Genomic DNA, 12,753 nt, shown 5'->3' on the forward strand with positions numbered 1-12,753 from the left:
ACACCAATACCAAACCTTCCTGTAAATGTATTCCAACCGCTCACACTCTCATCTGAAATCTTTCATATATTATACAAAACGGAAGAAGGCGGCGATTTGATGACGTATTTATTTTTACCAGTAGAGGTGAAAGTGCGTGAGTTAGATGCGAAGATGTTGCTCGCGTATTATGCAGCGCAAGAAGGTTTTCGAGTTGTGATTGGTGAGCAAACGGCAGTAGAACGAGCTGCACTTGAATTGCCACAAGGCATCTTTTTTGCTAAAGGTTATCCTGACCGCTATCGTTCGCGTGTTGTGAAGAAAATGAAGGCAAAAGGACACCGCTTAATTGAGCTTGATGAAGAAGGATTAATCATGTCAGATCGAAATCATTACTTAGAAGACCGCATGAACAAAAGCAGTACGAAACAGTTCGACCAAATTTATTGTTGGGGCACAGATCAAAAAGAATTAATCGAAAGCCATATACCAAATCAAGAACTCATCTTAACCGGGAACCCTCGATTCGACTTATTAAAAGAAAAATTCCGTCCTCTATACAAACAACGAGTAAAAAGCATTCAAACTAGCTACGGCTCTTTTATCTTATTAAACACACGATTTTCGATTTATAACCCTAAGAAAAAAAACAATCAAAATGAACATGAGCAATACGACTATATGAAGCAGTTGTTTCAACACTTCATAAAACTAACTGAAGCAATCGCTCGAGAAATACCGTACCAAACGATCATCATTCGTCCGCATCCATCAGAAAATCTCCACACTTATCAAAAACGCTTTGAATCATATGACAATATTGTCATCGCCCCGTTCGGCAACGTCATTGACTGGATTTTAGCATCACAAGTCATTATTCATAACGGCTGTACGACAGGGCTTGAAGCCTTTTTGTTAAATAAGCCGTCGATTACTTACATGCCAATTGAAGACGATCGTTACGATGTTTTTTTACCGAATCAGTTTAGTGAAAAAGCAACGACTATTGACAGTGTGTTAGACGCAATCCAAAACATTGAAACCATTCATCCAACACGAAAGCAGCACAATATTTTAGACCATTACGTTGCCAGTTGGTCTGCAGGTCAAGCATACGAAAAGATTATTAATGCGCTAAAACAACTCAATGTGCAACCAAAACAATCATCTTCCTCAAATACCTTACAGATTAAAAAAAGTAAAAAAGCAAAGTACCGATTCTCCCGCCTTTCTGAAGAAGACCTAAAGCAATTCTTTAAAAAGATCAATCAAATAGAAAAGAAGAGTTCATCCTTTCAAATCAAACCACTCGGGCAGGATGTTTATGAAATTACGCTCAGATAACGACGCACAGGACACCATCCCCTGTGCGTTTTATTGATTTCTACATATCATCTGCTCATGTCCATACCAAATCTACTAATTAAGAATAAGAATGTGATATATTGAGCCTTTTGTTAAACAAACGGTCAATGATTGTTAGTAGAAAAGAGGGAGCGATGTGTCTTATACAGGCAAAAAAATATTAATTACTGGTGGAACAGGTGCCATTGGACAGTGCCTTGTTCATAATCTATTAAGGGAAGAAACAGAATTAATTCGAATATACAGTCGCGATGAGTATAAACAGTATATGCAACAAGATGCTTTAAGCAAATACGACAACATTCAATTTGTAATTGGAGACGTAAGGGATTATGCCAGTTTGTACAGTGCAATGGAAGGCATCGATTACGTCTTTCACCTTGCAGCGATGAAACACGTTCCGGCTTGTGAGAGTTACCCTTATGAAGCGGTACAAACGAATGTAAAAGGAACGTATCACGTCATTCAAGCAGCTAAAGCACAACAAGTAAAGAAAGTATTGCTTTCAAGTTCTGATAAAGCCGTTTTACCGACTAATACGTACGGCGCAACGAAACTAATGGCAGAACGAATCATTCAAGCAACTGAAAAAGACTCAAATGATCTCGTTGTCTCAGCTGTTCGATTCGGCAATGTGATCGGTTCTCGGGGCTCAGTCATTCCATTGTTCCAAAGACAGATTTTAAAGCGTCAAGCAATTACCGTAACAGACTTAAAAATGACGCGGTTTATGATGACAAAGGACCAAGCTGTATCCCTCATGATGAAGGCGATGAATCGATCTATAGGTGGCGAAATCTTCGTACTGAAAATGCCAGTCATTCAGTTAAAAGACTTAGCTGAAGTCGTCATTGATTCAACATGTAAACGAAACAAAATTAACCAAGACAATATAAAAATCGAAGAAATCGGCTTACGCCCAGGTGAAAAACGGTATGAAGAACTGATGACTTACGATGAGTCGCTTAAAGCCTACGATTTAGGCGATATGTATATGATTAGCAACCGTATGCAAGATTGGCCCAATGCTGAGGTTGGAACATATTCATCAAATATACCGACACCAAATACAAAGGAAGAGATCGTTAAACTATTACAATCAGCTCAAGTGTTAGAGGGGTGAGAAGAAGATGGACAAACAACTGTATGAGCAACAGTATTGGACCCTTTACACCGATTTTTTAGATATGTTTCAAAGTGTTAAATATAAAGGCTATAACTTAGCTTACTTATGTCATTTTAGAAGTTTAATTAAAAAGAACGAATCCTTGTTTAATCGGCTAGGAAATTTTAGTTTAACGAATAATCTTATTCATACACGACAAACTGGAGTGGAAATTCAAGATAAGTTCAATGAATTTTTAACGAAGTATCCTATTAAAAAACGGAACTCTAACGTAAGAGGTCCAGTTGCTTATCATGATGTATATCACTTGCTGAGATTACCCAATGAACAGTTTCATAGAATGAACTCAATTCTTTTATTAGAAAAATCATCTCGTAAGCCAACTATTACTGATAGAACAATCCCAATTCATTATTTACAAGATTATATGAATGAACCGGACTTAGAAGGTGAGGTTCTGATAGTAAATAAAAGCGCAAGCAAGATTATGAAGAAAAACCAACACCACCCACTAATCCATCCGGCGTTTAAACAGAGACTACTTGAGCAATTTGAAGTTATTATTAAACGGATCAATGAAGCCGAAGATTTCTTTCAAAAGGTAAAACCATCTTGTTTAGTCGTGGGATCAACTCATTATCCGCAATCGAGAACGTTAGTCGTCGTCGCAAGAAAGTATGGAATTCCTACAATTTGTATGCAACATGGCATTATTTCTAGTGAGTTTGGCTATATTCCAAAGGTTGCCCAAGTTGACGCTGTGTACGGTGAGTTCGAAAAACAGTGGTTTCAATCGCATTTAGTAGATCCAGATGGTTTAGAAATTGTCGGGCATCCACGATTTGATTTATTGAAAAATGGTGCTGCAATGTCAAAACTGAACTTTTATAGAAAATTAAAGCTAAGTCCAAAGAAGAAAACGGTTCTCATCGTTGTGCGAGGGAAAAAGGAGCTTCTTGAGTGGCGTCAGTTCATCAAAAGATTGAATCGGCTTGGAAGTTACAACTTAATATTGCGTGATTTCCCTAATAATGGTAAACATTCTTTACTTCATGAATTTTCTAACTTGAAATCAACTAAAAATATCCCACTATATGATGTGATTAACCACGCTGATGCTGTCGTTGCCTACTCATCAACCGTAGCTTTGGAATCGATGTTAGCCAACAAACAAGTGTTTATTTTTAATAGACCATTCCCAGGGTATGTAGGTTATTTTGACCAACTCGGTGACTTAGTTCATACAAGTCCTAAAACGCTAGCAAGGGCTGTACACCAATATCTCAACAAAACGATTAAGATGAGGAAAATTAATAAAAAACAAGTAGAGTTTTTGAAACTAGCATATCCGAACCAAAACAAACCATCAGGTGTTCGGTTAATAAAGTTAATTGAACGACTAACAAGTGGAAAAGGGAGGTAAAGTTATGAATCTATTAGTAACAGGCGGAGCGGGGTTTATCGGAAGATGGGTGGTTAAGCAGTTACTCGATGAAGGTCATCGTGTTTGGGTTTATGATGATCTATCAAACGGACGGTTTATAAATATTGAGGAATTTACAACTAACCCACAATTTATGGGGTTTATTCAAGGTGATATTAAAGACGAACAGCAACTAGACCGTTTGTTTTCATCTATTCAATTCGATATTTGTTATCACTTAGCAGCTAGTATAAACGTTCAAGATAGTATCGACGACCCGAAGACGACGTTTATGAATGATACAGTCGGTACTTTTCATATTTTAGAGCGTTGTTTGCAAGACCGTGTGAAAGTCGCGTTTATGAGTACGTGTATGGTCTATGACCGTGCTCATTCGGAAGACGGAATAAAAGAAACAGATCCTGTTAAACCAGCTTCACCTTATGCAGGTGCGAAAATTGCCGCTGAAAATATGGTGCTCTCTTATTACCATGCTTACGGTCTTCCAATCGTCGTCTTAAGACCATTTAATACGTATGGACCTTTTCAAAAAACAGGTGGAGAAGGTGGTGTTGTGGCGATCTTTATTCACAATTATTTAGCGGGAAAGCCATTACAAATTTACGGCGATGGGACGCAAACGCGTGATTTATTGTATGTAGAAGATTGCGCTAGGTTTGTCGTCGCTTCAGGATTTTCAGACCGTGTAGATGGCAAAATTATTAATGCTGGCCTTGGTAAAGACGTCACGATCAACGAATTAGCTACAACTATCGTCAAAGATGAAACGCAGATTGAACACATCGAACACATTCATCCTCAAAGTGAAATTCAAAAGTTAACGTGTAATTACGATTTGGCTAAATTATTACTCGGTTGGGAGCCTTTAGTATCATTACAAGAAGGAATCAAACGAACAGAAGATTGGATTCGTTCGACAACTGAATTAGGTGAAGGGTGATGAAGCCTTTAGCGATTCACGGTGGAAAGCCTGTAAGAGATCGTTATTTGCCTTATGGGCGTCAGTCGATTAATGAAAAGGACATTGAAGCAGTAACAAACGTATTAACGAGTGATTTTTTAACGACAGGTCCAGCGATCGATCAGTTTGAACAGGCGATTGCTAACTATGTCGGTGCTCAATATGCTGTTTCATTTTCGAACGGAACTGCCGCTTTACATGCGGCGTGTTTTGCTGCGGGGATTGAAGAAGGGGATGAAGTGATTACATCACCGCTAACGTTTGTCGCAAGTTCAAATGCTGCTTTATATCAAGGAGCAAAAGTGAAGTTTGCCGATGTTGATCTTCAAACGTTTAATCTTGACCCTCAATCAGTGGAGAAGTTAATTACCGATCAAACGAAAGCGATCATCGCTGTCGATTTTGCCGGTCAACCATGTAATTATGAAGCATTTCAAAAACTAGCTTACGAATACGATTTAACGTTAATTGAAGATGCAGCTCATGCGATTGGAGCTTCATATAAAGGAAGGTCAGTTGGTTCAATTAGTGACTTGACGATGTTCAGCTTCCACCCAGTGAAACAAATGACAACAGGTGAGGGTGGTGTGATCACAACAAATGATGCTGAACTTTACCGTAAGCTTCTTCGCTTCCGAACACACGGTGTAACACGTGATCGAAAGCAGCTTTTAACAGATGAAGGCCCGTGGTATTACGAAATGCATGAGTTAGGCTATAATTATCGGTTAACAGATATGCAAGCAGCACTAGGTTTAAGCCAATTGAAACGGCTTAATCAATTCATTGATCGCCGTCAAACGATTGCTGAACGGTACAATAAAGCGTTCGAATCTTTATCAACCGTAACGCTCCCTTTTGTCTCACCTAATGTGAAATCAAGTTGGCATTTATACGTTATTCAACTAAACGAATCACAGTTAACAACGGATCGAAAGACGATTTTTGAAGCGTTACAAAAAGAAAACATCGGCGTTAACGTCCATTATATCCCTGTCTATTGGCAGCCGTACTATCAACAGTTAGGCTACCGAAAAGGGATATGTCCAAATGCTGAACGACTCTATCAATCTTTTATAACTTTGCCACTTTTTCCAAGTATGACAGATGACGATGTCTCTGACGTGATTCAAGCAGTAGAAAAAGTGCTGAAATATTACGAAGTGGGTGATATGACATGAAGATCGTTGCGATCATACAAGCGCGTATGGGTTCAACAAGACTACCAGGTAAAGTGTTAAAACCTGTTTTAAATAAACCGTTACTAGCCTATCAAATCGACCAGCTGAAACGAACACAATTAATTGACCAACTCGTTATTGCGACAACAATCGAAAGCCAAGATGATCTTATAGAACAATTTTGTCAATCAAATGGTTTGGCTTACTTCAGAGGTTCAGAAACTGACGTGTTGAACCGTTATGAAGAAGCAGCGAGAAAGTTCAACGCTGATGTCGTCGTTCGTTTAACCTCAGATTGTCCATTAATCGACTCGACAGTTGTCGATTCGGTTATTGGGCATTTTTTTACGAATCGCGCGTATGATTATGTATCGAATACGATTAAAAGAACTTTTCCACGGGGGATGGATACTGAAGTTTTTACGTATGAGTTACTAAAAGAGGCAGAACAAAAGGCGACATTTGAGCGAGAACGTGAGCATGTCACACCATATATGACTAACCCCAAAAATGGTTTTGCTATAGGTCATTGGTTAGGTGAACAAGATTATAGCCACATTCGTTTAACAGTTGATACGGTTGAAGATTTTCAGTTAGTCGAAAGGATTATAAAATCTCTTGCATCGGAAAAAGACTACTTCACGTTAACGGATGTTCTTAAACTGTTAAACGACCACCCCGAATGGACTTTAATTAATAACCATATAGAACAAAAAAAGGATTGATGAATATGAACATTGTCATTCGAACTGATGCATCAAGACAGATTGGTTCTGGCCATGTCATGCGTTGTATAACACTCGCAGAGCAACTACAAAAAAGAGGCGCAACGATCACTTTTATTTGTAGTCGGCTAAAAGGTCATTTAATCGAAATGATTAGAGCGCGTGGATTTCGTTGTGAATCACTTACGCCAACGTATCACTGGTTAGAAGATGCCAGAGCAACTAAAGCCGTGTTAAGAAATAAAACGGTTGATTGGGTTATTATTGATCATTACAGCATTGATGTGAAGTGGGAAAGAGAGGTACGCCCATACACGAGGAAGATCATGGTTATAGACGATTTAGCAAACCGTGAACACGACTGTGATTTATTACTAGATTATCAAGTTGACTCAAATCATCATTATGAATATGAGTCACTCATTCCTAAAAATGCGATTAAGTTGTTAGGGACTAAATTTCTAATATTACGTCCTGAATTCTATCAAGCTAGGAAACAATCAAAAGTTCGTAAAAAAGCCTCTCATCTATTAGTAGCAATGGGTGGAACTGATCCGACTGGAGAGACGCTTAAAGTATTACAAGCGATAGATCAAGTTAATCAATCGATCGATGTCGACGTTGTAATTGGTCACAATCATCCACATCAAAAGCAAATTGAGGCATGGTGTGATCAGCATATGAATGCGACATGCCATATTGCAATTCATTATATGGCTGATTTGATGCAAGCAGCCGACTTTGCCATTGGCGCAGGGGGAACATCGACATATGAACGTGCCTTCCTCGGTTTACCTGCTATTGTCATAGAAACAGCCAGTAACCAAACAGGTGTCATTCAAGGTGCTGAATCACTAGGAATCATCGAATCTTTAGGTACAAGTGAGACGGTCACCATTTCAGCAATCGCTCAAGCAATAGAACATTTCATTCAAAACACTGGTTCATTACAACGCATGAGTGAAAGTGCTTTTTCATTATTTCCAGAGAAGAACCATCTCGAGGACATTACGAAATGGATCTTGGGAGGGGATTAGCATAGGTTTACACACATTTTATTTAAAAGATTTATGCGAAAAGCATTTAGATCAAGTTCTCATGTGGCGTAACCAATCGCATATTCGCAACATGATGTATACTGATCGAATGATTACTAAAAGCGAACACGAGCAGTGGTATCAAAACATTTTGGCGAATAATCAAATGATTGTCAAACTATTATTTCAAGAAGACCAACCACTTGGGCTCATACAGTTTACTCATATACATGAAGACTTTAAACGTTGCCATTGGGGGTTTTATGTTGGAGAATCTGATGCACCAAAAGGAACAGGGACTGTTTTAGGACTTTTGGCGCTCGATTATATTTTTACAGATTATCAGATTAAAAAAGTATGTGCTGAAGTCATTGAAGAAAACGTGCGTAGTTTTCATTTTCACAAGAAGCTAGGGTTTATAGAAGAAGGGCGATTTAAGAAGCACATTATGAAAAATGGTGTACCAATGGACGTAACTCCAATGGCGTTATTCTATGAAAATTGGCAAGAAGTTCGCTTACAATTATTAGAGGAGTTGTAACAGATGGAAACGATATATATTAATGACCGTCCAATCGGCCCGAAACACCGACCGTTTATTATTGCAGAGCTTTCTGGTAACCATAATCAGTCATTAGAGAGGGCATTATTAATGGTAGAAAAAGCAGCGGAATCAGGGGTTGATGCCATTAAGTTGCAGACGTATACGGCCGAGACGATGACGTTAAATGTGGATCAATCAGACTTTGTCATTCAAGATGAACAAAGTATTTGGAAAGACAGATCGCTTTATCAATTATACGAAGAGGCGCATACACCATGGGAATGGCATGAGGCGATATTTAACAAATGTAAGGAACATGGTGTAATCACCTTTAGCTCTCCTTTTGACAGTTCAGCAGTCGATTTTTTAGAAACCCTAGGTGCACCATGTTATAAAGTAGCATCATTTGAATGTACGGATTTGCCATTGATCCGAAAAATCGCAGAGACGGGTAAACCGATGATCATTTCAACAGGGATGGCGACTGCCTCAGAAATTGATGAAGCGGTTAAAACGGCTGAAGAAGCAGGTTGCCAAAACTTGATCTTATTAAAATGCACGAGCACTTATCCAGCAACACCTGAAAACTCTAACCTAAGTACTATTCCACACATGCAACAGTTATTCGGCTACCAAGTTGGCTTATCAGACCATACGTTAGGAGTCGGCGTACCTGTTGCAAGTGTAGCATTAGGTGCAACTGTTATAGAGAAGCATTTCACATTAGCGCGGGCAGACGGTGGGGTTGATGCTGAATTTTCACTTGAACCGAACGAATTTAAAACATTAGTTGAAGAAACAAAACGAGCGTGGCAATCGATTGGGAAGATCCAATATGGACCAATAAGTGAAGAGAAAAATTCAAAACAACTTCGCCGCTCAGTCTATATTACAAAAGACTTAAAAGCAGGCGAAGTTTTGAATCAAAACAATATTCGCATCATTCGACCAGGCTACGGATTACCACCGAAGTATTTCAAAACATTAATTGGTAAACGAGTTAATCAGGATGTTAGATGTGGTACACCGACTTCTTGGAACTTAATCGGATAAACCATTGATTAATGTTTTAATGACTTCTGGTCGGCTAAATTCAGGCGGGGGTTTAACCCCGCTTTTTATCATTTCTCTTACTTTAGTGCCTGATAAATGAAGGTGGTTAGATGAATCATGAGGACAAGTTTTCTTCGTAACAATGGACTTACAACATTGACAATAAAAAGCATGCTCAAAAAATAACGGTTTAATGCCAATCTCCTCTAAAGCAAACTGTGAAAAAATAGTTTGAGCATCATAAGTTCCATAGTAGTTTCCGACACCAGCGTGATCTCTACCGACGATAAAATGTGTACACCCATAATTACGTCTTATTAGTGCATGAAAAATGGCTTCCCGAGGCCCAGCATAGCGCATCGATGCTGGGAAAACACCGAGAGTTACACGATCTTTTGGATAGTAACAATCTAGCAACACCTCATAACTTTTCATCCGTACATCGGCTGGTAAATCATCCCGTTTTGTATTACCTACTAAAGGGTGAAGAAACAAACCATCAACAGTTTCTAGGGCACACTTTTGAATATATTCGTGAGCACGATGAACCGGATTGCGCGTTTGGAAACCGACAATCGTCTTCCAACCGTTTTGAAGAAAAAGTGACCTTGTTTCTTTCGGTGTGAAATAATACTTTTGAAATGGATGGGACTTTTTTTGGTTTTTAAAAAATGTAATTGGTCCTGCTAAATAGACATCACCGCGAGTAAACAACTTCTTAACACCGGGATGTTTGCGGTCGACCGTTTGATATACGAGCTTAGCTTCTTCGTATAAGTCTGGCTCAAATTTGTCGGTGACTTTTAATGTACCGATTGGTTGTTTATTAAATATAAGCTCAATTAAATCACCAACTTTTATAGGAACACTCATTTGTTTTGATACAGGTAACGTAATTGGAATTGACCAAATGAGTCCACTCGCAAGACGCATCTCATGAACTACTGTCTTGTAGTCTTTTTGAGTCATAAAACCTTTTAAAGGACTGTAAGCACCCGTTGCAATTAACTCTAAGTCTGATGCTGCAGTTTCATCTACAGAAAGTGAGTAGTCAAATTGATAATGTGCCTTGTCTTCTATTAGTTGAATTAATGTCCCGCCGTGTGGTGAAATCGTCATGTTCGATCCTCCTTAACTTTTGAAACGATATAGTGAACTAATGTAAGACTTGCTTGTTCAATGTTTAGTTTGTCAGTAGGTAAAGTTAATTTAGGGTTAGTAGGAGGTTCATAAGGTTGATCCACACCTGTAAATTGAGGGATTTGCCCAGAACGCGCCTTATGATAAAGCCCTTTAGGATCTCTTTGTTCACAAACTTCTAGAGCGCAACTGACGTACACCTCATGAAAGTATTGTTCAGAAATAATGTCACGAGCAAGTTCGCGGTTACTTTTATAAGGAGAAATAGTGCTAACAATCGTTACTAGACCAGATTGACGTATAGTGTGCGCAACCTCGGCTATGCGTCTAATGTTTTCAGTACGGTCATGTTCTGAAAATCCAAGATCTTTGTTGAGTCCCTGTCTAATATCATCCCCGTCAAGTAAATAAGAGTGAATTCCTTTTTGATATAGTTGTTTTTCTACAAAATTACTAATTGTAGATTTACCTGATGCGGATAAACCAGTTAACCAAATTACTAAACTTTTATGTCTCATCAAACGTTCACGGTCAATAGGTTTAATAGCATGTTGTTGCCAATTAAGGTTGTTGTTCATTTCGATTCCCCTCGCTTTTCATCGATACTATTATCATATGTACGTTAATAGTTTTGTTGTAGGTTGTTACACGAAGAGCATCTAGATGGTATGCCTTTTTTTACTACAGTCTTACTTTTGTCTATACCATTTCAATTGGAATGACTATATTAAATTAGGAACGTTTAAAGAGAGGGGAATGGACATGATACAGTTTGATCAAATACCGGTAAATGAGAAGGATCCGGTTATTTATATTCACATTCCGAAGACAGGTGGCAAGACGATGTGGAGTTTGTTTGAACAGCAAAATGAGCTTATACACATTTGGCACAATAGGTATTTTAAAAAGTTAAATAAACGAGCTAATTATTTAACGATGCTACGCCATCCTGTTGATCGAGTAATATCAACCTATTATTACATTAAACAATATAAAAGAGATCCTTTAAATAAAATAGTAAACAGTATGACTTTAGAAGATTTTATTGAAAAGATGCAAGATAATAAGGTGGAAAATAAGCGGTATAAAAGCAAGTCAGATATTCGTAATATCCGTTATCGCACTGTTAACTTATCGACCCGTTACTTAGCAGGCGGAGACCCAGGTGCAGTAAAGCGAGCACAACGTAACATAAGAAGACATTTTGCTTTTGTCGGTACTTTGGATTTGTATCTTGAATCGCTTTATGTGATGCAAAAAACGTATGGATGGGATCTAACGAGTATTAAGCAAAAGAATGTCACTAAAGGAAGGCCAAAACTAACAGAAATAGATCCTAATATTATTCAAGCTATTGAGACTTGTAATCAACATGATCTTGTAATATATAACGATGCCAAAATAGCACTAGAAAAACAACTTAATCAGTTAAAAGAACAAGAACGGTATGAGCTTGATCATTGGTTACAACAACATATGGCTTAATAGAAAAACACCTCAAAAGTATTATTACTTTGAGGTGTTTTTAAACTTTTTAGCCATTATTATTATTTGCTGTAGGGAATAATACTGGGCATTGTTCAGGACGAGTAGGTAGCGGACAAGGCTGTACTGGTAACTGGTCTCTTGGTTCACAGAAGTCAGCTACTAGCTCAAGTGTTACTGGGTATACAGCTTGAATGCTTTGGCATAGACGAACTGAAATGACAGCGTCAAATGTATCGTCTAATTCTGTGTCACCAGGTTCACAGTCAAATGAAACGACGAAGCAATCAAGTTCCGTGTACGTTACATCAATCTCTGTACCTTCTGGTGCACAAAGTACGACTTGTTCACTACGAGAGAACTCAAGGTCTACTTCTTCATCACCGTTGTCTGTTGGTAAGTTGATTGTAACGACGAAGTTTTTACGGATTGTAACAACTTGTAGTTCGATCTCAGCACCGTCGATGACAAAAGTACGATCCTCACGGTTGATAATCTCAATTGGATCTTCTTCTGCTGGTTCAACAGTACAAGTTACGTCATCTAAATCGATGTCGTCACAGTCTAAGTCGTTCGGTAAATCTTCGTCTACAACGTTTAGATCAAAAGTTGCTTCATTAATGATCCAGTCGTAAACTTTTTCAGTATTAATACATAGAAGCTCTTGGCCTCCAGTTAAACCTTTTTCATGCATTGATAGGACACCTCCGAAA

Annotated in this window: 13 protein-coding genes; 10 read left to right on the forward strand and 3 right to left on the reverse strand. The window is 38.4% G+C overall.

Annotated features, from left to right (window positions below; genetic code table 11):
- The first annotated feature begins 99 nt into the window (after positions 1 to 99).
- From J2R98_RS00180 to pseI, 9 genes are all read left to right on the forward strand, one after another.
- Positions 100 to 1,323: a surface carbohydrate biosynthesis protein gene (locus J2R98_RS00180; protein WP_307064922.1), complete on the forward strand. Its 1,224-nt coding sequence runs from the start codon at positions 100 to 102 to the stop codon at positions 1,321 to 1,323.
- Between the two features lie 157 nt (positions 1,324 to 1,480).
- Entirely contained in the window at positions 1,481 to 2,467 is a 987-nt protein-coding gene (locus tag J2R98_RS00185) for an SDR family NAD(P)-dependent oxidoreductase (RefSeq protein WP_307064924.1), read from the forward strand.
- A 7-nt stretch (positions 2,468 to 2,474) separates the two neighbouring features.
- Positions 2,475 to 3,893, forward strand: a complete 1,419-nt coding sequence (locus tag J2R98_RS00190) for a hypothetical protein (protein WP_307064926.1) — start codon at positions 2,475 to 2,477, stop codon at positions 3,891 to 3,893.
- Between the two features lie 4 nt (positions 3,894 to 3,897).
- On the forward strand, positions 3,898 to 4,854 hold the full coding sequence (locus J2R98_RS00195) for a dTDP-glucose 4,6-dehydratase (RefSeq protein ID WP_307064928.1): 957 nt from the start codon (positions 3,898 to 3,900) through the stop codon (positions 4,852 to 4,854).
- The gene (gene pseC / locus J2R98_RS00200) at positions 4,854 to 6,056 is read left to right on the forward strand and encodes a UDP-4-amino-4,6-dideoxy-N-acetyl-beta-L-altrosamine transaminase (protein ID WP_307064929.1); all 1,203 of its coding nucleotides are present in this window, start codon (positions 4,854 to 4,856) and stop codon (positions 6,054 to 6,056) included. Before J2R98_RS00195 ends, pseC begins: the two co-directional genes overlap by 1 nt.
- The gene (locus J2R98_RS00205) at positions 6,053 to 6,781 is read left to right on the forward strand and encodes a cytidylyltransferase domain-containing protein (RefSeq protein ID WP_307064931.1); all 729 of its coding nucleotides are present in this window, start codon (positions 6,053 to 6,055) and stop codon (positions 6,779 to 6,781) included. The genes pseC and J2R98_RS00205 overlap by 4 nt, the downstream gene beginning before the upstream one ends.
- A 5-nt stretch (positions 6,782 to 6,786) precedes the next feature.
- Positions 6,787 to 7,818 carry a UDP-2,4-diacetamido-2,4,6-trideoxy-beta-L-altropyranose hydrolase gene (pseG, locus tag J2R98_RS00210; protein ID WP_307064935.1) on the forward strand — a complete coding sequence of 344 codons (1,032 nt, stop codon included), beginning with the start codon at positions 6,787 to 6,789 and terminating at the stop codon, positions 7,816 to 7,818.
- Positions 7,748 to 8,359 (forward strand): UDP-4-amino-4,6-dideoxy-N-acetyl-beta-L-altrosamine N-acetyltransferase, encoded by a 612-nt coding sequence (gene pseH / locus J2R98_RS00215; protein WP_307064936.1) that lies wholly within the window; start codon positions 7,748 to 7,750, stop codon positions 8,357 to 8,359. The genes pseG and pseH overlap by 71 nt, the downstream gene beginning before the upstream one ends.
- Positions 8,360 to 8,362: 3 nt before the next feature.
- Entirely contained in the window at positions 8,363 to 9,415 is a 1,053-nt protein-coding gene (pseI, locus tag J2R98_RS00220) for a pseudaminic acid synthase (RefSeq protein ID WP_307064938.1), read from the forward strand.
- Here the strand turns inward: pseI and sat are convergent.
- Both sat and cysC read right to left on the reverse strand, forming a co-directional pair.
- Complete coding sequence (gene sat, locus J2R98_RS00225) at positions 9,404 to 10,534, reverse strand: sulfate adenylyltransferase (RefSeq protein ID WP_307064940.1); 1,131 nt, start codon at positions 10,532 to 10,534, stop codon at positions 9,404 to 9,406. The genes pseI and sat overlap by 12 nt on opposite strands.
- Positions 10,531 to 11,133, reverse strand: coding sequence for an adenylyl-sulfate kinase (gene cysC, locus J2R98_RS00230; RefSeq protein ID WP_307064941.1), 603 nt, complete (start codon positions 11,131 to 11,133; stop codon positions 10,531 to 10,533). The genes sat and cysC overlap by 4 nt, the downstream gene beginning before the upstream one ends.
- A 184-nt stretch (positions 11,134 to 11,317) precedes the next feature.
- Here cysC and J2R98_RS00235 point away from each other — a divergent pair, with 184 nt between their 5' ends.
- Complete coding sequence (locus J2R98_RS00235) at positions 11,318 to 12,040, forward strand: sulfotransferase family 2 domain-containing protein (protein ID WP_307064944.1); 723 nt, start codon at positions 11,318 to 11,320, stop codon at positions 12,038 to 12,040.
- A gap of 49 nt (positions 12,041 to 12,089) precedes the next feature.
- On the opposite strand, the gene J2R98_RS00240 is transcribed toward J2R98_RS00235, so the two are convergent.
- Entirely contained in the window at positions 12,090 to 12,734 is a 645-nt protein-coding gene (locus J2R98_RS00240) for a BMQ_0737 family morphogenetic spore coat protein (protein ID WP_307064946.1), read from the reverse strand.
- Positions 12,735 to 12,753: the final 19 nt, after the last annotated feature.

It is taken from the genome of Alkalibacillus filiformis, assembly GCF_030814115.1.
Taxonomy (GTDB): Bacteria; Bacillota; Bacilli; order Bacillales; family Alkalibacillaceae; genus Alkalibacillus; species Alkalibacillus filiformis.